This window comes from Comamonas testosteroni TK102, from assembly GCF_000739375.1.
In the GTDB taxonomy this organism is placed as follows: Bacteria; Pseudomonadota; Gammaproteobacteria; order Burkholderiales; family Burkholderiaceae_C; genus Comamonas; species Comamonas brasiliensis.
The window spans coordinates 3,489,324-3,515,343 of record NZ_CP006704.1; the positions used below are offsets into that span (position 1 = coordinate 3,489,324).

General features: G+C 65.5%; 24 protein-coding genes. 6 read left to right on the forward strand and 18 right to left on the reverse strand.

From position 1 onward, the window contains the following. The 16 genes from trbG to O987_RS15825 form a co-directional block, all read right to left on the reverse strand. Positions 1–1,014, reverse strand: a complete 1,014-nt coding sequence (gene trbG, locus O987_RS15750) for a P-type conjugative transfer protein TrbG (RefSeq protein ID WP_043373349.1) — start codon at positions 1,012–1,014, stop codon at positions 1–3. Continuing rightward, positions 1,011–1,715: a conjugal transfer protein TrbF gene (trbF, locus tag O987_RS15755; protein ID WP_043373352.1), complete on the reverse strand. Its 705-nt coding sequence runs from the start codon at positions 1,713–1,715 to the stop codon at positions 1,011–1,013. The genes trbG and trbF overlap by 4 nt, the downstream gene beginning before the upstream one ends. A gap of 11 nt (positions 1,716–1,726) precedes the next feature. Then, entirely contained in the window at positions 1,727–3,094 is a 1,368-nt protein-coding gene (gene trbL, locus O987_RS15760) for a P-type conjugative transfer protein TrbL (RefSeq protein ID WP_043373355.1), read from the reverse strand. 12 nt (positions 3,095–3,106) lie between these two features. Next, positions 3,107–3,862 (reverse strand): P-type conjugative transfer protein TrbJ, encoded by a 756-nt coding sequence (gene trbJ / locus O987_RS15765; protein ID WP_043373357.1) that lies wholly within the window; start codon positions 3,860–3,862, stop codon positions 3,107–3,109. Then, entirely contained in the window at positions 3,859–6,324 is a 2,466-nt protein-coding gene (gene trbE / locus O987_RS15770) for a conjugal transfer protein TrbE (protein WP_043373360.1), read from the reverse strand. The genes trbJ and trbE overlap by 4 nt, the downstream gene beginning before the upstream one ends. Before the next feature lie 9 nt (positions 6,325–6,333). Continuing rightward, entirely contained in the window at positions 6,334–6,606 is a 273-nt protein-coding gene (locus O987_RS15775) for a VirB3 family type IV secretion system protein (protein ID WP_011806061.1), read from the reverse strand. Continuing rightward, a complete protein-coding gene (locus O987_RS15780; protein WP_011806062.1) occupies positions 6,603–6,980 on the reverse strand; it encodes a TrbC/VirB2 family protein in 378 nt (125 codons plus the stop codon). The genes O987_RS15775 and O987_RS15780 overlap by 4 nt, the downstream gene beginning before the upstream one ends. Then, positions 6,977–8,014 (reverse strand): P-type conjugative transfer ATPase TrbB, encoded by a 1,038-nt coding sequence (gene trbB, locus O987_RS15785; RefSeq protein WP_043373364.1) that lies wholly within the window; start codon positions 8,012–8,014, stop codon positions 6,977–6,979. The genes O987_RS15780 and trbB overlap by 4 nt, the downstream gene beginning before the upstream one ends. Continuing rightward, positions 8,011–8,475 carry a CopG family transcriptional regulator gene (locus O987_RS15790; RefSeq protein WP_012436232.1) on the reverse strand — a complete coding sequence of 155 codons (465 nt, stop codon included), beginning with the start codon at positions 8,473–8,475 and terminating at the stop codon, positions 8,011–8,013. The genes trbB and O987_RS15790 overlap by 4 nt, the downstream gene beginning before the upstream one ends. Next, entirely contained in the window at positions 8,472–10,490 is a 2,019-nt protein-coding gene (locus O987_RS15795) for a conjugal transfer protein TraG (protein WP_043373367.1), read from the reverse strand. Before O987_RS15795 ends, O987_RS15790 begins: the two co-directional genes overlap by 4 nt. A gap of 217 nt (positions 10,491–10,707) precedes the next feature. Further along, positions 10,708–10,938, reverse strand: a complete 231-nt coding sequence (locus O987_RS15800) for an EexN family lipoprotein (protein ID WP_027015135.1) — start codon at positions 10,936–10,938, stop codon at positions 10,708–10,710. A 25-nt stretch (positions 10,939–10,963) separates the two neighbouring features. Beyond that, a complete protein-coding gene (locus tag O987_RS15805; protein ID WP_027015136.1) occupies positions 10,964–11,878 on the reverse strand; it encodes a LysR family transcriptional regulator in 915 nt (304 codons plus the stop codon). Positions 11,879–11,895: 17 nt separating this feature from the next. Then, positions 11,896–12,828, reverse strand: a complete 933-nt coding sequence (locus O987_RS15810) for an electron transfer flavoprotein subunit alpha/FixB family protein (RefSeq protein ID WP_043373371.1) — start codon at positions 12,826–12,828, stop codon at positions 11,896–11,898. Continuing rightward, on the reverse strand, positions 12,829–13,578 hold the full coding sequence (locus O987_RS15815; protein ID WP_015014594.1) for an electron transfer flavoprotein subunit beta/FixA family protein: 750 nt from the start codon (positions 13,576–13,578) through the stop codon (positions 12,829–12,831). Between the two features lie 24 nt (positions 13,579–13,602). Then, complete coding sequence (locus O987_RS15820) at positions 13,603–15,384, reverse strand: acyl-CoA dehydrogenase (RefSeq protein ID WP_043373373.1); 1,782 nt, start codon at positions 15,382–15,384, stop codon at positions 13,603–13,605. Positions 15,385–15,408: 24 nt separating this feature from the next. Next, positions 15,409–16,776: an MFS transporter gene (locus O987_RS15825; protein ID WP_043373375.1), complete on the reverse strand. Its 1,368-nt coding sequence runs from the start codon at positions 16,774–16,776 to the stop codon at positions 15,409–15,411. A 211-nt stretch (positions 16,777–16,987) separates the two neighbouring features. Here O987_RS15825 and O987_RS15830 point away from each other — a divergent pair, with 211 nt between their 5' ends. Beyond that, entirely contained in the window at positions 16,988–17,323 is a 336-nt protein-coding gene (locus O987_RS15830) for a transposase (RefSeq protein ID WP_235214160.1), read from the forward strand. Positions 17,324–17,511: 188 nt separating this feature from the next. Here the strand turns inward: O987_RS15830 and O987_RS15835 are convergent, their stop codons facing one another. Both O987_RS15835 and O987_RS15840 read right to left on the reverse strand, forming a co-directional pair. Beyond that, positions 17,512–18,561, reverse strand: coding sequence for an MBL fold metallo-hydrolase (locus O987_RS15835; RefSeq protein WP_172671677.1), 1,050 nt, complete (start codon positions 18,559–18,561; stop codon positions 17,512–17,514). Between the two features lie 331 nt (positions 18,562–18,892). Continuing rightward, positions 18,893–19,933, reverse strand: coding sequence for an AraC family transcriptional regulator (locus O987_RS15840; RefSeq protein WP_027015141.1), 1,041 nt, complete (start codon positions 19,931–19,933; stop codon positions 18,893–18,895). Between the two features lie 194 nt (positions 19,934–20,127). Here O987_RS15840 and O987_RS15845 point away from each other — a divergent pair, with 194 nt between their 5' ends. Genes O987_RS15845 through O987_RS15865 form a run of 5 tightly spaced genes read left to right on the forward strand, consistent with a single transcriptional unit; the run spans position 20,128 to position 26,013 of the window. Then, positions 20,128–21,273: an acyl-CoA dehydrogenase family protein gene (locus tag O987_RS15845; protein WP_012436220.1), complete on the forward strand. Its 1,146-nt coding sequence runs from the start codon at positions 20,128–20,130 to the stop codon at positions 21,271–21,273. Positions 21,274–21,275: 2 nt separating this feature from the next. Next, the gene (locus O987_RS15850; RefSeq protein ID WP_043373378.1) at positions 21,276–22,343 is read left to right on the forward strand and encodes a CaiB/BaiF CoA transferase family protein; all 1,068 of its coding nucleotides are present in this window, start codon (positions 21,276–21,278) and stop codon (positions 22,341–22,343) included. Next, entirely contained in the window at positions 22,340–24,007 is a 1,668-nt protein-coding gene (locus tag O987_RS15855; protein WP_043373381.1) for a long-chain fatty acid--CoA ligase, read from the forward strand. The genes O987_RS15850 and O987_RS15855 overlap by 4 nt, the downstream gene beginning before the upstream one ends. A 27-nt stretch (positions 24,008–24,034) precedes the next feature. Then, positions 24,035–25,216, forward strand: a complete 1,182-nt coding sequence (locus O987_RS15860; protein WP_027015144.1) for a thiolase family protein — start codon at positions 24,035–24,037, stop codon at positions 25,214–25,216. Beyond that, positions 25,213–26,013, forward strand: coding sequence for an enoyl-CoA hydratase/isomerase family protein (locus O987_RS15865; protein WP_034386985.1), 801 nt, complete (start codon positions 25,213–25,215; stop codon positions 26,011–26,013). The genes O987_RS15860 and O987_RS15865 overlap by 4 nt, the downstream gene beginning before the upstream one ends. The last annotated feature ends 7 nt before the right edge of the window (positions 26,014–26,020 follow it).

A 26,020-nucleotide genomic window follows, 5' to 3' on the forward strand; every position in this document is an offset into this window, starting at 1 on the left:
TCAGTTCCTCCGCGTGCCACTCGAAGCGCCATCCGTGCGCTCAATCCGCACCACGTCGCCATCAGTGCCCTTGCCACCACCCAGGCGCAGCTCGGCCGCGCCGAACAGGCGGTCCACGATGTAGTACGGCGAGCGGAAGCGGTAGTTCACCAACTGCCCGTCACCCTGCGCGCCGATGACGAACAGCGGCGGCAACTCGCCTTGCGCGATGCCCGGCGGAAACTGGATGTAGACCTTCTCCCCGTCATCGAAGGCCCGCAGCGGCTTCCACGGCGGATTGCTGCCACTGACGGCGTAGCGGAAACGGATCTTCTCCAGCGACAGGCCAGCGTCCAACGGCGCAGCCGCATTCGCGACCTGTGCCTGGCGCTGCAAGGCCAGCATCTTGTCCTTCGGATACTCCCAGGACACCGAAGCCATCCACGTCTTCTCGGTCGAGGTCAGCTCCAGCAGATACGTCCTGCGACTGGTGGTGATGACGAGATTGGTTTTCAACCCCGAGCGGATCGGCTTGACCATCACGTTCACGCGCAACGCATCGCCGCTGGCGCTCGATGTGTCCCCAACGATCCAGCGCACCGTGTCGCCAGCGGCCACCGTCACCAGTTCCTCACCCGGCTGGAGCGCGATCACCGTCACGCGGCCCACGGCCGCATAGACCTGGTACAGCGCGCCATCGGTGAAGGGCCAGACCTGGATTGCGTTGACGTAGCCCTCGCGCGTCGGCGCGATGCGCGCCTCGGCGTTGGCGCGGGACACCCGCACGGTTTCATCGGCGGGCTCCGGCGTGGGCTTGGTATCCGGCACAGGTTTTATTTGCGCCGGCATCGGCAATACCTGCGGCACGGCCACCACCTCCACAGGCGCAGGCGGCTCCGGCAGCGGCTGGGCCTGTACCGGCTCATCGAGCGAGATGGCCGGCGGCGGCTTGCCCTGCGAAGCGCAGCCTGCAAACAGGACGGTGGATGCCAGCAGGATCACCGGCAAGGCGGATTTACGCAAAAGATAATTCATGGTTTTGCTCCTTCGCTTCCTTCCAGTTCGCGGCTCCACGACAGGCCGTTGACGTAGATACCCAGGGGGTTCTTGCGCAGCCGCTGCTCGGTGCGCGGCGTCTGCTGCACGATGGAAACCACTGCGTTCCAGCGTTCGGTGCGATCCAGCGCACCGTTCACAAAGCGCGTCTCCGTCCAGCGCACGTTGAACGACTGGTCGCTGGCGCGGGTCACGCTGCTGATCTGCACCGTCACCGACTCCTTGCCGATGCGCGCGAACGGATCGTTCACGCGGGCGTACTCGTTGAGCGCCACGGCACCCTTGTCCGTGGTGTAGTTGTAGGCATCGAGCCAGTTCTGTCGCACGACGATGGAGTCGATGGACAGCGAGCGCACCAGCCCGATGAAGCGGCCCAGGTGATAGGCCATCTGCGCATCGTTGGGTCGATATGGCGTGGCGGCCTCGCCGACCGCGCGCACCTGGCCCGCGTTGTCCACCTCCACCACGTAGGGCGTCACGATGGACTGCGCGGAACGCCAGACCAGGCCGCCCGCCATCAGCACGGCCAAGGTGAGGCAGCCCAGTGCCATGAAACGCCAGTTCTTTGCCTGCACGCGGGCCGAGCCGATACGTTCGTCCCACACCTGGCCTGCGGCTTGGTACGGAGTGGCAGGTTGCGGTGTGTCGGCGTAGCGCACCTGCGGTCGTTTGAATCGCATGGAAGTTCTCCTTATGAATCGGAATCGCGAAGGCTTGGGCCCTGGCTGGAGCTGCCGCCATCGCCGCCGCGCAGCGTGTGGGCGGCGGTGGTCGCGGCATGGGTGAGCTGCTGCCTGCGATGCAGGCGCTTGGCCCAGGCGGGCTGCTCGGTGGATGGGGGCGGTGCGGCGGCTTCGCTGCTGCTCTGCGTCCCAGCAGCTGCCCCCGACGTCGATTCGGCGTCATCGGGTCGGAAGGCGGCGGCGACGCGCTCCTTCATCGAGCGCGCTCCGTCGGCCACCTTCTGCCCGGCCGCGTGTGCGCCGGTCTTGGCGACATTGCCCACGCCAGCGGCGGCCCCCTTGAGGCCGCCACCGGCTGAGGCGGAGCCCGCCAGGTACGCCGACCGGGCGCCGCTGGCGGTCGATGCCATCGAGCGGACACCGTCCCCAGCCATCCTGGCGGCGGCAGGTGCCATGCGCGCTCCGGCCGCCACGGCGCTGCCGACGCCAGAGGCCGCGGCGCCGACCACCACGGCGGTTCCGGCCGCGCCGATGGCAGCACCGGCCATCGCACCCGCGCCGAGCTGCGGCCCGCCGGACACCAGCCCCGTCGCGATACCCGGCCCGAAGATGCCCAGGGCCAGCAGTGACAGCGAGGCCAGCATGATGACCAGTGCCTGGTCGATGGAGGGCTCGGAGCCAGGCGGTATCCGGAATTCGGCGAACAGCCCCGAGCCGATGCCCACGATGACGGCAAGCACCAGTACCTTGATGCCTGAGGACACCACGTTGCCCAAGACCTTCTCGGCGAGGAACGCCGTCTTGTTCCAGAGGGCGAACGGTACCAGCACGAAGCCCGCCAGCGTGGTCAGCTTGAACTCGATCAGCGTGACGAAGAGCTGCACCGCCAGCACGAAGAAGCTGACGATGACCACCAGCCACGCGAGGAACAGCACGACGATGGGCGCGATGTGGATGAACACCTCGGGGAAGCCCGCCATCTCCCGGATCTGGTCGAGGATGGGTGCCGCCGCGTCGATACCGGCCTTGGCCAGCCGTCCCGGCTGCAGGAAGTTGCCCATGCTCAAGGTCGAGCCGCTGGCCGTCAGGCCCAGCCCGGCGAAGGAACGGAACAGGATGCCCGCCAGGGTGTTGAAGTTGCCGATGATGTAGGCGAAGGCACCCACGTACAGCACCTTGCGGATCAGCTTGGCGATCACGTCCTCGCCCTGGCCGGTGGCATGCCCCATCGCCCAGAACAGCCCGGCCAACGTCATGTCGATGACGATCAACGTTGCGGTCAGGAACGCCACCTCGCCCTGCACCAGGCCGAATCCCGAGTCGATGTAGCGCGAAAAAACGTCGAGGAAGCGGTCAATGACCGAAACATCGTTCATGGCCCGGCTCCGTCAGCGGCTGTAGAAGTTCACGGGCTGCGGCGTGTACGGCGTACCAGTGCCCACGAAGCGCCGGTTCACCTCGCGGCCACGCTCCACGGCAGCGGCCTGCCGCGCCAGCTCCAGCGAGGCCGCGCGATCCTGCGTGATCTGCAGCCGCTGCGTCTGGATGGACTGCTTGGCCTGCAGGGCCAGCAACTGGTTCATGGCTTGCATCGCCTGCAGGGCGCCGACGGCCGACTGGCTCTTGCCCACGAGGTCGGCCAGCGCGCCTTCGTCGTCGCTCAGGTTCTGCGAGGCCTGGGCCTGCATCTGCATGGTGGTCTGCAGGCCATTGAGCGTATGCTTCCAGCGCTCCCGCGCATCGCGGTACATCTGATTGCCGCTCACCGTGGCGGCGTACTGCTCGGGATACAGGCGTGCGAATTCGCGGTCGATGCTCGTCACGTCGTAGGCCAGGCCCTTGGCCTGGGCGATCAGCCGTTGAGTGGTCGCCAGGTTCGCGCGCAACTGGCCCACCACGCTGGACGGCAGGCTGGCCAGATTGCGCGCCTGGTTGATGAGCATCTGCGCTTCGTTCTGGAGCTGGCGGATCTGGTTGTTGATCTGCTCCAGCGTGCGAACGGCGGTGAGCGTGTTCTGCACCAGATTGGTCGGATCGAACACGATGTCGCCAACGCCGAACAGTGCATGCGCGGGCTGCGCGATGCCGAAGGCGAGCACGCAGGCGGTGGTCAGCGCAGCGAGCTTGTGGGCATGGGGCTTCATGGCAGGTTCTCCTGGAGATGGCTGGGGATGGGGGCGGCACCCGGCGCGGGGCCGGGGAAATCGCGCAGCAGATCGGCCGCCCAATCGAGGCTGCGGTGGCGCAGCCATGCGGCTGCGAACGGGGTGGAGACGGATGAAGCGGCAGCGAGCACCGCGTCGATGTCACGCTGGTCTTGTTGCGTGGAGGCGCCCGCGAAGGCCAAAGTCGCGGCGCCCAGGTCGAGGTCGAACAGACGGTTGCCGAGGCGCGATTGGTAGTAGTAGTCGCGCTTGGGCTGCGCGGTAGTGACGATTTCGATCTGCCGCCTGTTAAGACCGAAGCCCTCGTAGATCGTGCGAATCTGCGGCTCGGTCGCCTGCGGGTTCGGCAGAAAGATGCGGCTCGCGCAGCTCTCGATGATCGCGGGCGCGATGCTCGAATCCTTGATGTCCGCCAGACTCTGCGTGGCGAAGATGACGCTCACGTTCTTCTTGCGCAGCGTCTTGAGCCATTGGCGGATGCGCGCCGCGAACACCGGGTCATCGAGGAACAGCCATGCTTCATCGAGGATCAGCAGCGTCGGTGCGCCGTCAAAGCGTTCATCGAACCGTGCAAAGAGGTAATGCAGCACGGCCATGACGGCGGCCTTGCTGTGCATCAGCTCTTCCATCTCAAAGCACTGCACGGAGCCGGAGCCCAGTCGATCCGAATCCGCGTCCAGCAGCTTGCCGTGGGCGCCGCCGAGCACATAGGGCGCGAGCGCCTGCCGCAGCGCGTTCGATTGCAACAGTACGGAAAGGCCCGTCATCGTGCGCTGCTCCACCGGAGCTCCGGCCAGGCTTCCCAGCGCCGACCAGATGGCCACCTTCTCCTCGGGGCCGACGGCCACGCCCTCATGCCGCAAACGGCCTTCGATCCATTCAGCCGCCCAGGTGCGGTAGCCCTCGCGGTCGATGCGCGCGAGTGGTTGGAAAGCGATCTCGCCATCCAGCCCAAGGTCGTAGTGCTCGCCGCCCAGGCCCAGGATCGTGGCGCGCATCGAGCGCCCCATGTCGAAGGCGAAGATGCGCGAGCCGCGATAGCGCCGAAACTGCATCGCCAAAGTGGCGAGCAGCACGGACTTGCCCATACCGGTTGGCCCAGCCACCAGCGTGTGGCCCACGTCGCCGATGTGCGTAACCAGCCGGAACGGCGTCGCGCCCTCAGTGCGCGTGACGATCAGCGGCGGGCCGTCGAGATGCGCGTTCTTCTCCGGCCCGGCCCATACCGCCGACACCGGCATCAGGTGCGCCAGGTTCAGCGTCGAGACGATGGGCTCGCGGACGTTGGCGTAGGCATGGCCCGGAATGGACGACAGCCACGCATCCACGGCGTTGAGCGTTTCGGGGATGGTGACGAAGCCACGCCCCTGGATGACGCGCTCCACCCTGCGCAGCTTCTCGTCGGCCACGGCGGCATCCGCGTCCATGACTGTGACGGTCGCCGTCACGTAGCCGAAGGCCACTTGATCGCTGCCCAGCTCTTGCAAGGCAGCATCCGCATCGGTGGCCTTGTTGCTGGCGTCGGTATCGACCAGCGGGCTTTCCTGCTGGAAGATCGTCTCGCGCAGCAGCGCGATGACGTTTTTGCGCTTGGCGAACCACTGGCGGCGTAGGCGGGAAAGCTCTTTTTCCGCATCGGCTTTGTCGAGGCAGAGAAAGCGCGTACTCCAGCGGTACGCAAAGCTGAGACGGTTGAGGTCATCCAGAATCCCCGGCCAAGTCGAAGTTGGAAATCCCCGCACCGTCGCCACGCGCAGGTGCTGGTCGCCCAGCATCGGTGCCAGTCCGCCGATCAGCGCGGAATCGGCCAGCAAGGCATCGAGGTGGAATGGCACCTCTGGCACGCCCACGCGGTAGCGCCGCGTGGAAATAGTCGAGTGCAGGTAGGTCAGCGTCTGGCTGTCATCGAGCCACGCAATCTCCGGCATCACACCATCGAGCAGGTCGAAAATCCGATCCGTCTCCGCGACGAACGCGGTCAGGCGCTCACGCCAGTCCACGCCCTCGGTCGGACGGTTCTCGTACAGCATTCCGACCGCACGGGCGCGGGCCTCCTCGGGCGGTAGATACACCAGCGTGAGGTGATAGCCGCTCTCGAAGTGGTTGCCCGAGTCCTCGAACGTAGCGCGGCGTTCCTCGTCCACCAGCCACGACAACGGCTCGGGAAACTCCGAGTGCGGATAGTCGGCTGCGGGCCGGCGCTCGGCTTCGATGAACAGCGCCCAGCCCGAACCCATACGACGCAGCGCGTTGTTCAAGCGCGCCGACGTGGCAATCAGTTCGCCTTGCGTTGCGCTATCGAGGTCAGGCCCGCGAAACCGGGCCGTGCGCTGGAAACTGCCGTCCTTGTTCAAGACGACGCCCGGTGCGATCAGCCCGGCCCAGGGCAACCAGTCGGCGAGCAAGGCCGGGCGCTGGCGATATTCGGCAAGGTTCAGCATGGCATCACCTCACACGTCCAGCAGCGGCCGGTGCTTGATGTGCCGCGCGAACACGGCCATGAACTGCGGATCGACACGCGCACCCCAGACCGCCAGCGAATGGCCGACGATCCAAAGCACCAGCCCAGGAATCCACATCTGCAAGCCCAGGCCCACGGCAGCGGCCAAGGTGCCGTTGGTGATGGCCACGGTGCGCGGAGCGCCGCCCATCAGGATCGGCTCGGTCAGAGACCGATGTAGCGGCACCTCGAAGCCGGGTATTCCATCGTGTGGGCCGTTCATACGACGGCCCCACCGGAGAAGCTGAAGAACGACAGGAAGAAGCTCGAAGCGGCGAACGCGATGGACAGGCCAAACACGATCTGGATCAGCTTGCGGAACCCGCCCGAGGTATCGCCGAAGGCCAGCGCCAAGCCCGTGGCGATGATGATGATGACCGCGACGATGCGCGCCACCGGCCCCTGGATGGATTCGAGGATGGATTGCAGCGGCCCTTCCCAGGGCATCGAGGAACCCGCGGCCTGCGCGGTGCCTGCGAGCAGCAACATCAGCGCCGCGAGCATCAAGCCCTGCATGGCCGGGCGAGCCAGGCCATCCAGCCGTGCGGGCCGAGGAAGCGGATTTGCGGAAATACGGAAAGCATCAGCGTGCGTCATGGAAGTTCTCCAGAGTGGTCAGGGGACAGGGAGGAAAGGTCGGACTGCGGCAGCAGCTCCGGGAATGGAGCCTCCAGCGCATCCGCCAGTTGGTAGCCCACGCCATCGAAGCCGACGACGCGGGCGATGCTCTCGATGCGGCGTTTGCGCCCGCGCCCGGCGATGTGGATGACCACGTTGACCGCTTCCGCGATCAGCGCACGGGGCGGGTTCACCGCCACTTCGAGAATCAGTTGCTCCAGGCGCAGCAGCGCACCCAGCGCGGAGCCGGCATGGATCGTGGCGATGCCGCCGGGGTGACCCGTGCCCCAGACCTTGATGAGATCCAGTGCCTCGGCGCCGCGCACCTCGCCGACGACGACGCGATCCGGGCGTAGGCGCATGGACGAGCGCACCAGCTCGGTCATGGACACGACGCCCTGGCGCGTGCGCAGCGGCACGTGGTCGCGCGCCGCGCATTGCAGCTCCACCGTGTCTTCGAGCACCAGCACGCGGTCGCCCGTGGCTGCGATCTCGGCGAGCAGCGCATTAGCTAAAGTCGTCTTGCCCGTGCTGGTGCCGCCGGCGATCAGGATGTTCTGGCGCTCGCGCACCGCACGCACCAGCAGGCCCGCCTGCGCGGCGGTCATCATTCCGTCCTCGATGTAGCGCGACAGCGGGATCACGCCCACGGCGCGCTTGCGCAACGCGAAGGCCGGCCCCGGCGCAGCGGGCGGCAGGATGCCCTCGAAGCGTTCGCCGGTTTCCGGCAGTTCGGCCGTCAACAGCGGCTGGCCGCGATGCACTTCGGCGCCGACATGGGCAGCGACGAGGCGGATGATGCGTTCGCCATCGGCCTCGGACAGCTCCACACCCATCGGCGCGCGGCCCGTGGACAGGCGATCCACCCAGAGCGTGCGATCCGGGTTGAGCATGATTTCCACCACGTCTGGGTCTTCGAGCGCGGCAGCGATCAGCGGCCCCATGGCCGTGCGCAGCATCTGGATGCGGCGATCCAGCGAGGTGGCCGTGAAGGAGGAAGGAACGGCGCTCATAAGGCACGCTCCTGGGCATCCGCGACGGCCGCAGCGCCCTCCGGTCGCGTCGGATCGGTGTGCAGTTCCTCCACCACATCCCGCACCAGGCTGCGCCCGCGCAGCAAATGCCGTCCGAGCTGTTCGACGAACTGCTCGAAGCGGGCCTTGCCCTGGGCGCGAGCGGCATCCTGATGGGCCTCGGGCACGGGTGTGCTCACCGTGAGGAAATAGCGGATGAACAGCGCCAATGTTTCGATGGCAATGTTCTGGTCGCGCTCCAGGCGCTCGGCGTGGCGCGACAGGCGGTCCAGCCGCTTGGCAATTGCCGCCTCGCGCTGGTCGGCCGCATCGGGCGACAGCCAGGAGGCCAGGGCCGCCGCGACGATGCTGGACTTGGACACGCCCTTCTTGGCGGCCAGTTCATCGAGCCGCTTGCTGTGCTCCGGCTGGATGAACACATTGAGGCGGTGTTGGGTCATAGGTCGATTCCGTCGTCAGGGTCGAGGGAAGCCAGCCGGGCCGTGCGCTGCAGGGCCGGATCGAGCTGGCGAGGAAGGGGATGCGGCATGTCGTCGTCATCGAGCAGCCCGAGGTCGGCTGCGGGCGCAACCAGGTCGGGGTCGTAGGTGACGGCTTCGGAAAGTTCGGGCTGGCGGCGTGGGCCGCTGTCGTCGGCCGAACCCAGGTTCTCCAGCCCATCGGCGGCGTCGGCCGTCGGTGCGACCGGCATGGCGGGAATCGCCAGCCCGCTCCAGTCGTCGGCGCGTTCCGGTGGCACATCGGCATAGCGCCCCTGCATGGACAGGGTTGCAAGCACCGGCGGCGGAAGCACGCGCCGCTTGAAATTGCTGTCCGCGTAGTAGCGCAGCTTCTTGGCCTTGATGGGCGCCACGCTGGACACCATCACCACGGCCTCGTCGGGCGGAAGCTGCATTACCTCGCCCGGCGTGAGCAGCGGACGTGCCGTCTCCTGGCGCGACACCATCAGATGCCCGAGCCATGGCGCGAGCCGGTGGCCGGCGTAGTTGCGCTGCGCGCGCAGCTCGGTCGCGGTGCCCAGCGTTTCGGAGATGCGCTTGGCGGTGCGCTCGTCGTTGGTGGCGAACGTCACCCGGACATGGCAGTTGTCCAGGATCGAATGGTTCTGGCCGTAGGCTTTGTCAATCTGGTTGAGCGACTGGGCGATGAGGAAGCTGCGGATACCGTAGCCGGCCATGAAGGCCAGGGCCGTCTCGAAGAAGTCGAGCCGTCCGAGCGCGGGGAACTCGTCGAGCATCAATAGCAGCTTGTGGCGGCGCGCGATGCCATCGCTGCCGTCGAGCGATTCCGTCAGCCGTCGCCCGATCTGGTTGAGGATCAGGCGAATGAGCGGTTTCGTCCGCGAAATGTCCGAAGGCGGCACCACCAGGTACAGCGACACCGGATGCTCGGCCGCGATCAGGTCGGCAATGCGCCAGTCGCAGCGCGAGGTGACTTCGGCCACCGTGGGGTCGCGGTACAGGCCGAGGAATGACATGGCGGTGCTCAACACGCCGGAACGCTCGTTGTCCGATTTGTTCAGGACTTCGCGCGCTGCCGATGCCACCACCAGATGCGGCCCACCACCGATGTGCGGCGTGGTCATCATCCGATGCAGGGTCAGCTCGAAGGGACAGGCCGGGTCGCTGAGGAAGTTGGCGACTCCGCGCAGCGTCTTGTCTTCGCCTGCGTAGAGCACGTGCAGGATGGCCCCAACCAGCAGCGCATGCGAGGTCTTCTCCCAATGGTTGCGCCGCTCCAGTGCTCCTTCGGGATCGACCAGAATGTCTGCGATGTTCTGCACGTCGCGCACTTCGTGCGCGCCGCGCCTCACCTCCAGCAGTGGGTTGTAGGCCGACGACTTCGCATCGGTCGGGTTGAACAGCAGGCAATGCGAGAAGCGCGAGCGCCAGCCGGCGGTGATGCTCCAGTTCTCGCCCTTGATGTCGTGAATGACGGCCGATGCAGGCCAGCTCAACAAGGTGGGAACCACCAGGCCCACGCCTTTGCCCGAGCGGGTAGGCGCGAAGGTCAGAACATGCTCTGGGCCTTCATGTCGCAGGTACTGCTGGCGATGCTGGCCGAGGAACACGCCCGCAGGCTGGTCAAGCCCCGCCTTGCAAATGTCCTCCGCGTTGGCCCAGCGAGCCGTCCCGTAGGTCGTGACCAGCTTGGACTGGCGCGAGCGCCAGATCGACATGCCGATGGCAACCACCACCGCGATCAGGCCGCTGCCTGCGGCAATGGCACCGCCCACGTCAAAGACATGCGGCGCGTAGGCGTCGAAGAAGAACCACCACTCGAACAGGCGCCAGGGGTGATAGACCGGCGTGCCGAAGAAATCGAACCACGGCGAGCCCAGGCGTAGCTGGTAGCCCAGGGCGGCGGCCGTCCATTGCGTAGCGCTCCATACGCCAGCGATCACGATGCCGAAGACAACGGCAATCTGACCGAACAGCACGTTCGTTCCTTGCATTGGTCAACCTCCCACTACGGCACAGGAACGTGCCGTAGTGCCGAGGATCAAGGCGAGCGTGCAGGTCGGTCAAAGACCGTTGTGGCGGGGATTCAGGCCAAAAGAGCCAGACTTATTGCTGTGGCGAAGACAATAAAAATGCCGCATGCGCGAGCGCGCTGCGGCGTGATGAGGTAACAGTGAGACCTTCGTCGCGGCGCCGCGACGGAGGGGTGCCCTATTGAGGCTTCTGCTCCGGCCGATCACCGAAGAAGCGGCGATTCGCGGCTTCGGCGGCACGTCGGCAGAGTTCTTCGCCGGCCTTCGCGCGCTCTTCCTTGCACAGGCGCTGGACTTCCTTGAGACGCTCAGGATGGGCCACGAGGAAGTCCACGGTTTCCGTCGGTTGGGATGGCCCACAGGAGGCTGTCAGTGCAGCGGCCATCAGCAGCGACAGGAATCGGGGCATGGCTTGGGTCCTTTCAGCAGGTGGATCAGGAGTCCTCGGCGGCGCTGGAGCCATCCGCCGAATCAATGGAGTCCACTCGTGCGATGAACCGAGCCAGCATTTCGGAGGGCTCCACGTCACGGTGCAGCAGATACGTGGCCAGCATCTGCGACTTGCCCGCCAAGCGCCGGGCCACAACACCTGGCCCACGGCCGGATGCAATGTGCGCGGCGCCCGCCAAACCAAGTGCCAATCCGGCGGAGACTAAGGTCATCATCACCTCATAGGACGCCACGCGCTGGGCGATCAGTGGCTGTTGCTCGTAGCGCTGCAAAACGCGATCAACTTGGCGTGCATGGCCTTCGCATATCGCCGGATCGCATAGCGCCAGCGGATAGCGCAGCACTTCTTCCAACGGAACGTGCTTGTGGGCCAGCACAGGATGGCGAGCTGGGACCGCCACCATCAGCTCGTCTTCCCACGCAGGCCTGACCACAATGCCGTCGCCCACCTCTTCGGCCATCGAAAAGCCGACGTCATACAGGTCATCGTGCAGACCCTTGATCTGTTGGTCCAACGGCACCTCAAATAACCGAATGTCAATCTCTGGATCTTCCTCTCGGCACCGTGCCAGCAGCGTCGGCATTCGCGAGGGCGTGATGCCATCGGACAAAGCGATGCGCAACTGTCCCTGAAACCCACTGGCGGCGGACTTGACGCCGTCACACGCCTGTTTCAGAGCTTCGAAGATTCGCGGCACCCGCTCCAGGAATGCCATTCCGGCAAAGGTCAGGCGGGTGCTTCGCGTGGTTCGCGTGAACAGTTGCGCCCCGAGCTCTTCCTCTATCTCCTTGATGGTGCGCGACAAAGGGGACTGATCGATGTGCAGCTTTTCCGCTGCGCGGCCAAAGTGAAGTTCTTCGGCCACCGCTATAAAGCAACGCAAATGCCGAAGCTCCATGGTGTATCTCATCCAAGTTAAAAGGCCTTGACGAGTTCCGGCACAGCCGCGAACAGGTCCGCCTCCAGCCCGTAGTCGGCCACGCTGAAGATCGGCGCCTCCGGGTCCTTGTTGATCGCCACGATCACCTTGGAGTCCTTCATGCCCGCCAGGTGCTGGATCGCCCCCGAGATGCCCGCCGCCACGTACAGCTGCGGCGCCACGATCTTGCCGGTCTGGCCCACCTGCAGGTCATTGGGCGCGTAGCCCGCATCCACCGCCGCGCGGCTCGCGCCGATGGCCGCGCCCAGCTTGTCGGCCAGCGGGGTGATGACTTCGTCGAATTTTTCCTTGCTGCCCAGCGCACGGCCGCCGGAGACGATGATCTTGGCCGCCGTCAGTTCGGGCCGGTCGCTCTTGGCGATTTCGCTGCCCACGTAGCTGCTCTTGCCGGTGTCTGCCGCTGCGGTTGCCGTTTCCACTGCTGCGTTGCCTCCGGTCGCCGCTGTGGCGTCGAAGCCGGTGGTGCGCACGGTGATGACTTTGGTGGCGTCGCTGCTTTGCACGGTGGCGATGGCATTGCCGGCGTAGATGGGGCGTTCGAAGGTGTCGGCGCTCACCACCTTGGTGATGTCGCTGATCTGGGCGACGTCGAGCTTGGCGGCCACGCGGGGGGCCACGTTCTTGCCGCCGGCCGTGGCCGGGAACAGGATGTGGCTGTAGTTGCCGGCGATGGCCAGCACCTGGGCGGCCACGTTCTCGGCCAGGCCGTGGGCCAAGCCTGCGGCGTCGGCGTGGATGACCTTGGCGACACCGGCGATCTGGGCGGCGGCTTGTGCGGCAGCGCCGACATTGTGGCCGGCCACCAGCACGTGCACGTCGCCACCGCAAGCGGCTGCAGCCGTCACGGTGTTCAGGGTTGCGCCCTTGATGGATGCGTTGTCGTGTTCAGCAATAACGAGTACCGACATTTAGATCACCTTCGCTTCGTTCTTGAGTTTTTCGACCAGGGCGGCCACGTCAGCCACCTTCACGCCGGCGCCGCGCTTGGCGGGTTCGGTCACCTTCAGGGTCTTCAGGCGCGGGGCGACTTGAACGCCGAGGTCTTCGGGCTTGATGGTGTCCAGCGGCTTTTTCTTGGCCTTCATGATGTTGGGCAAGGTGACGTAGCGCGGTTCGTTCAGACGCAGGTCGGCGGTGATGACCGCGGGCAGCGTGAGGCTAAGGGTTTCCAGGCCGCCGTCCACTTCGCGGGTCACGGCTGCCTTGTCGCCGGCGAGCTCGACCTTGGAGGCGAAGGTGGCTTGCGGCAGACCGGCCAGCGCCGCCAGCATCTGGCCGGTCTGGTTGCAGTCGTCGTCGATGGCCTGCTTGCCCAGGATCACGAGGCCGGGCTGTTCCTTGTCGATCAGGGCCTTGAGCAGCTTAGCCACGGCCAGCGGCTGCAGTTCTTCATTGGTCTCGACTAGGATGCCGCGGTCGGCACCGATGGCCATGGCGGTGCGCAGCGTCTCCTGGCATTGAGACACGCCGCACGAGACGGCGACGATCTCCGTTGCCGCGCCTTTCTCCCTGAGCCGCACAGCCTCTTCGACGGCAATCTCGTCGAAGGGGTTCATGCTCATCTTGACATTGGCGATGTCCACGCCGCTGCCATCGCTCTTGACGCGGACCTTGACGTTGTAGTCAACCACCCGCTTGACGGGAACCAGGATTTTCATGGGAGGGTTTCCTTTCAGGATCATTCAGAGTTGATCGTCCGCCAGGGCCAGCGTGCTGGCGGCGCCGCCCGTGACGATGTCGCGCAGCATCGGCGCCTGCACCAGGACATGCGCCGCGTAATGGCTGGCTGTGGCGCGCTTGGTACCGAGAAAGCCCGCATCGCCCGCGCCCGCCGCGAGTTGCGCGGTAGCGGCTTCGGCCATGCGCGCCGACAGCCAGCCGCCGATCACGGTGCCCGCCAGCCGCAGGAAGGGCACGGCGCCCGCCGCGCACTGCGCGGGTTGACCGTCGTGGGCCAGCAGCCAGTCGACCGCTTCGTCCAGCGCCTGGGCAGCGGCTGCCAACGCGCGGCCGATCTGCGCCAGCACTGCATCGGGCGATTCGACCAACCGGCGCGCATCGCCGTCGATGCGGCCCAGCAGCGCCTTCAGCGTGCGCCCGCCCTCGCGTGCCAGCTTGCGGCCGATCAGGTCGTTGGCCTGGATGCCCGTGGTGCCTTCGTAGATGGTCGTGATGCGCGCGTCGCGCATGTGCTGGGAGGCGCCGGTTTCCTCGACGTAGCCCATGCCGCCATGCACCTGCACGCCGTCGGACGTGATGCCCTGCGCGCTGTCGGTACACCAGCCTTTGACCACCGGTATCAGCAGGCCGACCAGGGCCTGCGCCTGCGCGCGCTCCTGCGCATCGGCGTGGCCCGCGGCGCGGTCCATCTGACCGGCGCAGAAGTAGGCCAGCGCGCGCATGGCCTCGGTGCGGGCCTTCATGTCCATCAGCATGCGCCGCACGTCCGGGTGGCCTGCGATGGCGGTGCTGCCGCTGATCAGCGGCTTGCCCTGCACCCGCTCCAGCGCATAGGCGCGTGCGCGCTGGTAGGCGCGCTCGGAAATGCCCACGCCTTCCAGGCCAACGTTCAGCCGCGCGTGGTTCATCATGGTGAACATGCAGGCCAGCCCCTGGTGCGGCTCGCCGACCAGGTAGCCGATAGCGCCGCCGCTGTCGCCAAAACTCATCGACGCCGTGGGGCTGCCGTGGATGCCCATCTTGTGCTCAATCGACGTGCAGGCCAAGTCGTTGCGTTCGCCCAGGGTGCCATCGTCGTTGACCAGGTACTTCGGGCACAGGAACAGCGAGATGCCTTTCACCCCCGGTGGCGCATCGGGTAGGCGCGCCAGCACCAGGTGCACGATGTTCTCGGCCATGTCGTGCTCGCCCCAGGTGATGAAGATCTTGTTGCCGCTGACGCGGTAGTGGTCGCCCTCGTGTACGGCACGGCTGCGCAGCGCGGCCAGGTCAGAGCCGGCCTGGGGCTCGGTGAGGTTCATGGTGCCCGTCCAGCGGCCCTCGACCATGGGTGCCAGGAAGCGGCGCTGGAGTGCGTCGCTGCCATGGTGCGCAATGGCCTCCACCGCGCCCAGCGTGAGCATCTGGCACAGGCTGAACGCGAGGTTGGACGACTTCCACATCTCCAGCACGGCGGTGGAGACCAGCGTGGGCAGGCCCTGGCCGCCCCATTCGGTGGCAGCGGGCATGCCGTTCCAGCCGTTCTCGCAGAAGCTGGCCCAGGCTTCGCGAAAGCCGTCGGCGGGCGTGACCCGACCATCGTGCCAGCGCGCGCCCTGCACGTCGCCGGGGCGGTTGAGCGGATCCAGCACGCCAGCGGCGTAATTAGCCGCCTCCTGCAGGATGGCCTCGACCAGGTCGGGCGTGGTTTCTTCATGGTCGGGCTGGGCGCAGATCGCGTCCAGGCCGCCGACCTCTTTCATGGCGAACAGCATTTCGCGCAGGGGGGCTATGTAGACAGACACAGCGAATTTCCTTGATGGCTACGATCAGGCGTTTTGCGGCGTCTGTTGCGACGGGCGCAACTCGCGTGCAGCCTCTTGCGGGCCCACCGACGCCGGGCCGCCATGCCTGATGAACGCCAGAGCGATCGAGCCGATGATTCCGAAAGCCCCGATCACCAGGAAGTTCTGCTCCAGCGGCAGCTCAAGCGCAACGATCTGGCCGATTAGCAGCGGCGCCGCGATCGCGCCCAGGCGCCCCACGCCGGAGGCCATGCCGATGCCGGTCGAGCGGATGGACATCGGGTAAAACTGCCCGCAGTAGGCATAGGCCACCAATTGCGCGCCGGTGGTGCAGGCGCCGACCGCGCCGATGATCAGATAACGCAGCTCGGTCGAGGTCTGGAACGTCATCAGGTACAGCAGCACGCCGCCCAGCGCATACATCCCCACCAGCACCCACTTGATGTTGAACTTGTCGGCGAGCCACCCGCCTCCCACGGCACCGATGATGGCGCCAACGTTCAGCGCGATCGCGAAGCTGAGGGCAGACCCCAGGCTGTAGCCAGCCATAGCCATCAGCTTGGTCAGCCAGCTGCTGAGCGCATAGACCATGAACAGGCCCGAGAAGAAGGCGATCCAGAACAGCACCGTGCTCGGGCCTCGCCCGTCCTGGAACAGCCGGGAGACCGGCGCACCCGCCACGCGGTCGGCGGTGGGCACGACGAACTGGGCGTCCGCCGGGTGCTTGACTCCCGGCTGGAGATTACGGGCCACTTCGGCCAGTTCGCCGTTGCGGCTGCGCGAGATCAGGTAGGTCATTGATTCCGGCACCAGCTTCAGGATGAACGGAATCAGCAGGACCGGCACACCCGCTGCGATGAAAACGACCTGCCAGCCGTACTCGCCGATCAGCTGCTTGCCGAGCACCGCGGCCAGGATGCCGCCCAGTGCGTAGCCCGAAGTCATCAGCGCCGTCATCAGGCTGCGGATCTTCTTGGGCGAGTACTCGACCATCTGTGCCACGATGACCGGCAGCACACCGCCAATCCCCAGGCCCGCGATGAAGCGCACCACGCTGAAGCTGATGGGATCCTTGGTGAATCCGGCGGCCGCGGTGAACACGCTGAACAGCATGACGCCAATGGAGAGGGCCCAGCGCCGACCAATCCGGTCGGACAGCGTGCCCAGAACCATGGCGCCGAACATCATGCCGAACAGGGCCGAACTGGCCATGAAACCGGCAGTCGATGCGTTCACGCCCATCTGCTGCATGATGGACGGCAGGGCGATGCCCACCACGGCGATGTCATAGCCGTCGATGATGAGAATCAACAGGCACCACAGAAGCACCTTGGCATGAAAGCGGTTAAAGCGAGCGTCGTCGGCGAGCTTCTGCATGTCGATTTGGCACACGTGTTTGTCTCCTTTGAGTTAGGCTCTGGATCGTGGGGCGGCGGTCATCGCCGCTCCGCTACATGTCGTCCAGCGCACACAAGGAATCCTAGGTGCCGGTGCTGCGAGCCGCGATGACGAAGCGCCCCGATCGAATGACAAACGGCCCCTTTCTGAGAGCACTGTTCAAGTGCGCCAAGAGGTCAGGCGTCAAGCTGAATATGGTCGCCGCGTGCGGCTGATATTCCAGCACGAAGGGCGCTTCTGCCTGCTGGGAACACCCCGGCAGTGTTGGGTGCCCAGGGGCTCGCGCCCCATCGTCGGCGCACGCCTCAACGCCAGACCCTGTACGGCCTTCGCCGCCGTCAGCACGCACGATGGCGTGATTGACTCTCTGGTGCTGCCCTGGGCCAACGCTGAGACGATGCAGGTGTTCCTGGCCGAGATGGCGCGACGCCATGCCGTCGATTTCATCATGATGGTCATGGATCAGGCGGGTTGGCACATCGCGGGTCACTTGGATGTGCCACAGAATATGCGCCTAGAGTTTCTGCCAGCCTTGAGCTGAACCCGGTCGAGCATCTGTGGAAGGTGCCGTGCCAGGATTGGTTTGCCAACACGGTGTTCAAAGAACTGGAGGCCGTACACGACGCGCTGGTGCAAGGACTCATTGCTCTCGAAACACATCAGCAAAGAACCCAGTCAATGACAGGCTTGATTGGGTTACTTCTATATCCTTGAGGGCAAATTAGTGCATCAGGCGAGCCGATAGCGCATTGCGCCGTCTTCGTCTTCTGCAGACACGATTTCCGCACGCTGGTCGAGATAGTTTAGGTGGGCGAGCGTCTCTCCGGTCGAGAGGTTGAGGTGCATTTGCTCCGCAACAATGGACGAACGGTACAGGGCGCGAACCAGGTCGATGACCCTCAGAGGCTGCGCAAGTTGTTGCCTGACGCGGTCGGTGCCTCTGACGGTGCTCGCACGCAGTTGCTCCAACCGTAGGTGCAGGCCATGGAAAGGTTCGTTGTGGGCAGGCAGAATCAGGGCGCTCCCAGGTACGCGTTGCATCAACCGGTCGATGGAATCGAGCCAGCCCTGCAGAGGATTCGCATGCGGCTCGGTGGCGTACACGGAGGTATTGGAACTGATCCTGGGAAGAACCTGATCCCCCGATATCAGCAAATCCAGTTCGCGCGAGTAGAAGCACGCGTGCTCGGGGGAATGTCCTGTGCCGACGATGACTTCCCATTCCTGGTCCCCGATCCGCAACATCTGGCCATCCGTGAGCCGCACAAAGCTGTCAGGCAATGGATGGATCATTTTACCGAAGTCACCGAACCGGGTGCGGTACTCATCCACCTCGGTGTCGCTCCATCCGGCCCTCCGATAGAAGCGAACGCCATCGACTGGCGCTTCCCGCCCCGTATCGGCAAGCATCACCCGACAGCTCAAATACTCGTCTCGTGTCATCCAAAGCGCGCATTCGAAGCGACGTGTCAACCATCCCGCCATGCCCACATGATCCGGGTGCATGTGCGTCGCTATCACACGGGAGATGGGTCGGCCGGCTAGCGGCCCCTGCGGAGCGAGCAAGGCGAGCCACGCGTTCCTGACGTCCACGCTGCGAATGCCCGTGTCCACGACCGCCCAACCAGGACCGTCGCTCAATGCCCAGAGGTTGATGTGATCCAGGGAAAACGGCAGCGGCATGCGCAGCCACAGCACACCAGGCTTGATTTCCGTGGCTTGGCCAGGGAGTGGGAGATCCGAGAACGGATACGAGAGTGCCGGGGCTGCGTGGGTCATGATGCTTGATTTACATTCTGGCAGTGCTGCTCCTAATGGCGCAGAGCCATCACTCCTATGCAGTGCGAGCTCAGTTTTAGCTTAGGAAGCTTAGAAGTCAGCCTCAACGGTGGCAATGACGAATGACCTCGATAGGCTGACGGAAAGCGTCTGCTTCCTGGCGCAGCCTGTCGCTGCGCTGCCGTCGGTGCAACTGCCAGGGCTGCAAACAGTCTCTTGAGCGCACGAAAGCCTCGCTCGATGTGGGCCAAGACCCGGCAGCTATGAAGGCGCCGATCTTCTCGGTGGTCGGCTACAGCCTCGTGGCCGTGCCGGAATTGGTCGAATGCCTCTATGTAGGGTGCTGCGGGCTACGCGAGCGGGCGCGGTAGGCTCCCGGCGCGCTGCCGGTCCAGACCTTGAAGGCGCGCTGGAAGGCGGTGCTGTCGGTGAAGCCCAGGTCGGCGGCGATGGCGATGAGCGAGGCTTCGCTGCTGGTTAGGCGCACGATCGCCATGTCGCGCCGCAGTTGGTCCTTCAGTGCCTGGAAGGAAGTGCCCTCGGTGGCCAGGTGCCGCTGCAACGCACTCACCGACATATGCAGGCGCTGCGCGGTGACGGGCAGGTCGGGCCATTCGGGGTTGGCCAGCTGCAGCACCATGCGGACCCGCGCGCTGGCGCTGCGCTCGTTCAGGTGCGGCCCCACCACGTTGCCCGGCGTGGCGCGCAGAAAGGACTGCAGCGCGTCCCGATCGCGCCGCACCGGCAGTTTGAAGGCGTCGGCGTCGAACCAGGCGGCCGTGCGCGGCTGCCCGAAGCACAGCGAACCGGAAAAGATGCGCCCGTAGCTCATCGCATGGAGCGGCAGCGCAAAATTGAAGTCGAATCGCTGCGGCACCAGCCGGCCGCCGTGCAGCCACAGCAACAAGCGCCAGAACACGCGCAGCAGATGTGCATGAAGGAATTCGGCATGTGCGCCCGGGCCGCCGCGCATCTCCAGCGCGAAGCCCCCCAGCGCGCCCTCGGTCACGGGCACCAGCGTCACGTCGTCCTGCAGCAGGGCGAAGGATTCGCTCAGGCGACGCAGGGCGCATGACAACGAATGGGCAGTGAACGCGCTGCGCACCATTAGCGCGAAGCTGCCCGGGCGCATGGGTCGCTCATGTAGGTAGCCCAGGCACTCGTCGTTCAGGCTGTCCTTGACAGCGATAAATAGCGCGTTGAACTGCTCCACGGTTACGCGCGAATCCTCGAGCTCCAGCAGCGATTCGCTGATGCCGGCGCGCCCCAGCACGCCCTTCAGCCATTCTTGCGTGGCCAGCCCCTTGCCGCGCGCGCCGTCCAGCAGGCCATGCACGGCAAAGATAGGAGCGGTGAAGACGGGTTGCAGCATTGCGTGTGATCGAAGGAGCCAACGCCGGTCGCGCGGGCCAAAAGAAGTTATTTGTCAGTTGATTGAGGCAATCCGCTATCGCCCTTGCAGGGGCCAATTATTACGATTGTCGCATCCCCAAAAACACTTCGGCAGTGGCGCTGTGCGGAACGCCCGGTGCGGGGTCAGAAGCCAACATACAAGGAGACATGCCCATGCTGCCACAGCTGTATCGCCACGCCTGGATGGACCACGAGATCGACGCTTTTCGCGAGCAGGTGCGTCGCTACGTTGCCGCCGAATTCACTCCCCGGCTCGACGAATGGCGCCGCCAGGGCTACATCCCGCGCGAGGTCTGGCGTCCGTTCGGCGGGATGAGCTTTCTGCTGCCCGAGATGCCCGAGACCTATGGTGGTGCCGGCGCCAGCCTCGCCTACCAGCTGGTGGTGCAGGACGAACTGGCCAAGGCCGAGATGCCGGTCAATATCGCGGTGCACACCATCGCTTCGCATTACATCCTGGACTTTGGCACCGAAGCGCAAAAGCAGCGCTGGCTGCCCAAGGTGACGAACGGCGAGATGCTGGCCGCAATCGCGATGACCGAGCCGGGCTGCGGCTCGGATCTGAAGGCCATCTCCACCCGGGCCCGGCGCGACGGCGACTACTACGTGATCGACGGCGCCAAGACCTTCATCACCAACGGCTTCACCGGAAACCTGCTGATCGTCGCGGCGCGCACCAGTGGCGCGGGCAGCAAAGGGGTGTCGCTGTTCGTACTGGAGACCGAGAACCTGCCAGGCTTTCGTGTGGGCCGCCTGCTTGAAAAGATTGGCATGCAGGCCTCGGACACGGCGGAGCTCTTCTTCGACAGCGTGCGCGTTCCAGCCGACCAACTGCTGGGGAGCGTTGAAGGCCAAGGCTTTGGGCAACTGATGGGCGCGCTGCCCTACGAGCGCATGGTCATTGCAGTGCCGGCGGCGGCCGTCATCGACCGGGCGTTGGAGCTCACCATCGAATACACGAAGCAGCGCAAGATATTCGGTGCGCCTCTGTTCGACATGCAGACAACGCGCCAAAAGCTGGCCGAGATGGCGACCATCGCGCATGTGGTGCGCAGCTTCGTCAACGACTGTACACAGAGACTGCTGGACGGCACACTCGACAACGAGGCCGCCTACATGGCCAAGTGGTGGTGCACCGAACAGCAGTGCCGCGTGGTGGACGAGTGTCTCCAATTGTTCGGCGGCTACGGCTACATGGCCGAGTATCCGATCGCGCGGATGTATGCCGCTTCGCGAGTGCAGAAGATCTACGGCGGCGCCAACGAGGTCCTGAAAGACCTGGTTTCGAGGAAGCTGTGAACATGCCGCACACGCTGCAGTTGCCTCTGCACGGCGTCCGTGTGGTGGAGTTTGAGGGCATCGGTCCAGGCCCTCTGGCCGCCAGGATGCTGGTCGACATGGGCGCCGAGGTGATCGCGCTGGCACGGGCCGAGCAGGCTGCTGGGGCGCAGCGGCTGGGCGGGGCGGTGGAGAACCCGCTGCACCGCGGCAAGAAGGTCGAGGTCATCGACCTGAAGTCGCCCGGTGGCAAGGCGCGCGCACTGGAACTGATTGCCCAGGCCGACGCTCTGATCGAAGGCTTTCGCCCAAGGGTGATGGAGCGGCTGGGCTTCGGCCCCGCAGATTGCGCGGCGCTCAATCCCCGGCTGGTCTATGGCCGGATGACGGGCTGGGGCCAGGACGGGCCACTTGCCCACGCCGCGGGCCACGACCTGAACTACGTCGCGCTGACGGGCCTGCTGTCGCTGTCGGCGCACAGGGGGCAGGCGCCCATCGTGCCGCCCTCGGTACTCGGGGACGGTGCCGGGGCGCTAGGCATGGCTTTTGGCATCGCCTGCGCGCTGGTCGATGCACGGGCCACCGGCCGTGGCCGGGTTGTGGACGCAGCCATCGTGGACATCGTGGCCATGCTGGGCACGCTGGTGCACTGGATTCGCGCCAACGGGCAGATCGACGGCGCACAGCCGAGCCCGTTCCACGATTCGCCGTTCTATGACGTGTACGTCTGCGCCGACGGCGGCTTCATCAGCCTCGGCGCGATCGAGCCGCCGTTCTACGCATTGCTGTTGTCCAAGTTGGGCCTGGCGGACGTGAACCCTGCAGACCAGTACGACACGGCGGCGTGGCCAGCGTTGAAGGAGCGCATCGCGGCCCTCATCCGCACCCAGCCCCAGGCGCACTGGTGCGCGCTGCTTGAAGGCAGCGACGCCTGCTTTGCACCCGTGCTCAGCCTGGCCGAGGCAGTGCGGCATCCGCACAACGCGGCACGGGGCATCTACCAGACCACCTCTTTCGGCGCCATCGAAGCGGCCTCGGCCCCACGGTTCCAGGCACTCAACGCAACCACCACCCAGGAGACAAAGAAATGACTGCTACCACCCACATCGTCCGCGGCTGCCCGTCCACCACGGGCAACGACCGCCAGCTCAACACCACGACGCTGATCCGGCACGCCGCGCGCACCCATGGGGACCAGGAGATCGTCTACCGCACACCCGATGGCGGCTGGGATCGCTACACCTACGCGGACTGCTACGCGCGCATCTGCCGCAGCGCCAATGCACTGCGCGCGCTCGGTGTCGAGCCCGGCGACCGGGTCGGCATCCTGGACTGGAACAGCCGACGTCACTTCGAGCTGTACTGGTCTATTCCCGGCCTGGGTGCTGTCATGTTGCAGATGAATCTGCGCCTGGGCCCAGAGGACCTGGGCTACGTGGTCGACCACAGCAAGGTGTCCTACGTTTGCGTAGACGAGTCATTGCTACCCCTTGCCGAATCCGTCGCAGCGAATTCGCCCCAGATCAAGGGCTGGATTGTCATGACCGACAAGCCGCTGGACCAGATCAAGACCACGCTGAAACCGCTGCTGCACTACGAAGACCTGCTGGCCGCCGCCGACACGAAGATCGACTGGCCCGAGATCGACGAAACCTCGGCCTACAGCGCCTGCTATACCACCGGCACCACAGGCAAGCCCAAGGGCGTGTACTACTCGCACCGCGGCATCTATCTGCACTCCACGGCCATGGCCACCAATCTGGGCATGACGCTGGACGACTGCGTCATGCTCATCACGCCCATGTTCCACGGGCAGTGCTGGGGCCTGCCACAGGCCGCCACGCTGCTGGCCGACAAGATCGTGCTGCCGGGCCGCTACGCTGCCGAAGACACCAAGCCGCTGGTTGACGCCATGATCGCTGAGGGTGTGACCATCACCAACGGCGCACCGGCCATCTTCCAGCCCATGCTGCAGTACATCGAGACGATGCAGGTCAAGCCGGACTTCAGCCGCATGCGCATGCTGTCTGGCGCCTCCGAGCCGCCGCTGTCGATGATGATCGGTTTCTACGACCTCACGGGTGCTGAGGTGGTGCACGCCTACGGCGCCACCGAAGCCACGACGCTGGTGACGATGAACCGCCTCAAGTCCACGCTCAAGAAGCGCTTGACCGAGGAAGAGAAGTGGAACCTCAAGCGCAAGCAGGGTCTGGTGCTGACCGGGGTGGATATTCGCATCCTCGATGCCGACGACAAGGACTTGCCGCACGACGGAAAGTCAGCGGGCGAGATTTGCGTGCGCGGCCCCTGGATCACGGCCAGATACCACGACATGCCTGATTCCGCAGACCGTTTCCTGGAAGACGGCTGGTGGCGCTCGGGCGATGTCGGAACGGTGGACGAGAACGGTTACCTCAAAGTTACCGACCGCATCAAGGACGTGATCAAGAGCGGCGGCGAATGGATTTCTTCCATCGACATGGAAAACCTGCTCATGGGCCACCCCGCCGTGCGCGACGCCGCCGTGGTCGGCGTTCCGCATTCGAAGTGGCAGGAACGGCCACTAGCCCTGGTGGTGCTCAAGCCCGACCAGCAGGCGACCCAGGAACAACTGAAGGAGTACCTGGGCAGCGCCTTCGCCAAGTGGCAGTGGCCGGATCAGGTCCTGTTCGTCGAAGCCATCCCCAAGACCAGCGTCGGCAAGCTCGACAAGAAGCGCATCCGCGCCGAGCATGCGGGCCGCTACGCCGAGTGAGCCAACCTTTTGAACCAGGAGAACAACATGAATGACCATGAACCCGTCATCGTCGGTGCGCTGCGCACCCCCGTGGGCAAGCGCGGCGGGCGCCTGCAGAAATGGCATCCCGTCGATTTGTTGGGCGAGACGCTGCGCCAACTGGTCGAGCACTCCGGCATCAACCCGGCCGATCTGGACGATGTGATCGTCGGCTGCGTGCTGCAGTGGGACCAGCAGCACGGCAACCTGGGCCGTCATGCCGTATTGGCGGCGGGGCTGCCCGAATCCGTGCCGGCGGTGACGGTCGATCGGCAATGCGGGTCGGGCCAGCAGGCGGTGAGCTTTGCCGTGCATGGCATCCGGGCGGGCGCTTACCAACTGGTCATCGGTGCCGGGGTCGAGTCGATGTCGCAGGCCCCCATGCCGCCGTCGTTCAAGCCCGGCGCGCCGCTGGGCTCGCAATACAGCCCGAGCGAACTGGCGCGCTACCAGGACAACCCGCTGATACCGCAGGGCGCTTCCTCGGAGTTGATGAACAAGCGCTTCGGTCTCACGCGCGAGGCCTTGGATGCCTTCGCCGTGCGTAGCCATCGGCGGGCCACCGAGGCCTCGCAGGCTGGCCGCGTCAGGGATCAACTGGTGCGGCTGACCGAGGATCCGGCTGATCCGGACAGCCCGATCGTCGCCGCCGACGAGGGCGTGCGCGCGGACCCCAACCCCGAGAAGATGGCCACGCTGAAAGCCGTGTTTGCCGCCGACGGCGCCACCACGGCCGCCAACTCATCGCAGATCAGCGACGGTGCCGCCGCGCTGCTGATCGCCAGCCGTGCCTACGCCAAGCAATACGGCCTGAAGCCGCGTGCGCGCTTCGTCAGCACCGCCGTGGCAGCCGCCGACCCGGTGATCCAGTTCACCGCCGTGCTCGACGCCACCCGCAAGGCACTGAAGGAATCGGGTCTGACCCTCGACGATATCGATCTGTTCGAAGTCAACGAGGCCTTCGGCGGCGTGCCGCTGATGTTTCAGCAGGAGTTCGGCATCCTGGACGACCGCCTCAACGTCAACGGCGGCTCGATAGCCATCGGCCATCCGCTGGGCTCTACCGGCGCGCGCATGCTCACTGACCTGCTGTGCGAGCTGGAGCGCCGGGGCGGCCGCTATGGCCTGCAGACGATTTGCGAGGCCTCGGGCACGGCCAACACCACCATCATCGAGCGGCTTGGATGAGCGGGGCCACCATGAGCGAAGCCAGCGAAGTGCTCGTCAGCCGCGATGGCGCCATCGCCACCTTGACCATCAACCGCCCGCGCGCGAAGAACAGCTTGAACCGCGCGGTATTCGATGGCCTGCGTGCGCAGCTTGTGCAACTGCGCGACGACGATACCGTGCGCGCGGTCATCATCACCGGCGCCGAGGGCGTGTTCTGCGCCGGGGCCGACATCACGGCCTTCGATGCGCTGCGCGCCGAGCCACTGCTGGGCGATCGTGCGGCAGCAGGCGGCCACTTTTGGTCGGAACTGGAGCGCTTCCCCAAGCCCGTCATCGCAGCGGTGGAAAAGCTCGCGCTGGGCGGCGGCACAGAATTAGCGCTGGCCTGCGACATCGCGATCGCTGGCGAGTCTGCCAATTTTGGTGTGCCGGAAGTCAAGCTGGGCGCCATTCCGGGTGCCGGGGGCACGCAGCGCCTGATCCACGCTATCGGTAAGTCCAAGGCCATGGCCCTGTTGCTGACCGGCGATTTCATCGACGCCCGCAAGGCTTGCGATGCAGGCATGGTCGCCGAAGTGACGGCTGATGGCCAGGCCCTGCCGACGGCGTTGGCGATGGCCAACCGGATTGCAGCCAATTCGCCGCTGGCCGTGGCGCTGGCGAAAGATGCGGCACTGGCCAGCTTTGAGACTCCGCTCGCGCAAGGCCTGGAGCATGAGAAGCGCAATTTCCTCGTCGCTTTGCGTTCGGCCGACAACCTGGAAGGGCAAGCGGCATTCCTAGGCAAGCGCACACCCAACTTTACCGGCCAATAACGCCTGT

What these genes read in the sequence shown, in the direction of transcription:
- O987_RS15775 (WP_011806061.1), bottom strand. Translation starts at nt 6,606, where the DNA reads ATGAACGGCCCACACGATGGAATACCCGGCTTCGAGGTGCCGCTACAT.
- trbE (WP_043373360.1), bottom strand. Translation starts at nt 6,324, where the DNA reads ATGCTGAACCTTGCCGAATATCGCCAGCGCCCGGCCTTGCTCGCCGAC.
- O987_RS15835 (WP_172671677.1), bottom strand. Translation starts at nt 18,561, where the DNA reads ATGACCCACGCAGCCCCGGCACTCTCGTATCCGTTCTCGGATCTCCCA.
- trbG (WP_043373349.1), bottom strand. Translation starts at nt 1,014, where the DNA reads ATGAATTATCTTTTGCGTAAATCCGCCTTGCCGGTGATCCTGCTGGCA.
- O987_RS15840 (WP_027015141.1), bottom strand. Translation starts at nt 19,933, where the DNA reads ATGCTGCAACCCGTCTTCACCGCTCCTATCTTTGCCGTGCATGGCCTG.
- O987_RS15790 (WP_012436232.1), bottom strand. Translation starts at nt 8,475, where the DNA reads ATGACCCAACACCGCCTCAATGTGTTCATCCAGCCGGAGCACAGCAAG.
- O987_RS15805 (WP_027015136.1), bottom strand. Translation starts at nt 11,878, where the DNA reads ATGGAGCTTCGGCATTTGCGTTGCTTTATAGCGGTGGCCGAAGAACTT.
- trbJ (WP_043373357.1), bottom strand. Translation starts at nt 3,862, where the DNA reads ATGAAGCCCCATGCCCACAAGCTCGCTGCGCTGACCACCGCCTGCGTG.
- O987_RS15860 (WP_027015144.1), top strand. Translation starts at nt 24,035, where the DNA reads ATGAATGACCATGAACCCGTCATCGTCGGTGCGCTGCGCACCCCCGTG.
- trbF (WP_043373352.1), bottom strand. Translation starts at nt 1,715, where the DNA reads ATGCGATTCAAACGACCGCAGGTGCGCTACGCCGACACACCGCAACCT.
- trbL (WP_043373355.1), bottom strand. Translation starts at nt 3,094, where the DNA reads ATGAACGATGTTTCGGTCATTGACCGCTTCCTCGACGTTTTTTCGCGC.
- O987_RS15855 (WP_043373381.1), top strand. Translation starts at nt 22,340, where the DNA reads ATGACTGCTACCACCCACATCGTCCGCGGCTGCCCGTCCACCACGGGC.
- O987_RS15845 (WP_012436220.1), top strand. Translation starts at nt 20,128, where the DNA reads ATGCTGCCACAGCTGTATCGCCACGCCTGGATGGACCACGAGATCGAC.
- O987_RS15800 (WP_027015135.1), bottom strand. Translation starts at nt 10,938, where the DNA reads ATGCCCCGATTCCTGTCGCTGCTGATGGCCGCTGCACTGACAGCCTCC.
- O987_RS15865 (WP_034386985.1), top strand. Translation starts at nt 25,213, where the DNA reads ATGAGCGGGGCCACCATGAGCGAAGCCAGCGAAGTGCTCGTCAGCCGC.
- O987_RS15850 (WP_043373378.1), top strand. Translation starts at nt 21,276, where the DNA reads ATGCCGCACACGCTGCAGTTGCCTCTGCACGGCGTCCGTGTGGTGGAG.
- O987_RS15810 (WP_043373371.1), bottom strand. Translation starts at nt 12,828, where the DNA reads ATGTCGGTACTCGTTATTGCTGAACACGACAACGCATCCATCAAGGGC.
- O987_RS15815 (WP_015014594.1), bottom strand. Translation starts at nt 13,578, where the DNA reads ATGAAAATCCTGGTTCCCGTCAAGCGGGTGGTTGACTACAACGTCAAG.
- trbB (WP_043373364.1), bottom strand. Translation starts at nt 8,014, where the DNA reads ATGAGCGCCGTTCCTTCCTCCTTCACGGCCACCTCGCTGGATCGCCGC.
- O987_RS15780 (WP_011806062.1), bottom strand. Translation starts at nt 6,980, where the DNA reads ATGACGCACGCTGATGCTTTCCGTATTTCCGCAAATCCGCTTCCTCGG.
- O987_RS15795 (WP_043373367.1), bottom strand. Translation starts at nt 10,490, where the DNA reads ATGCAAGGAACGAACGTGCTGTTCGGTCAGATTGCCGTTGTCTTCGGC.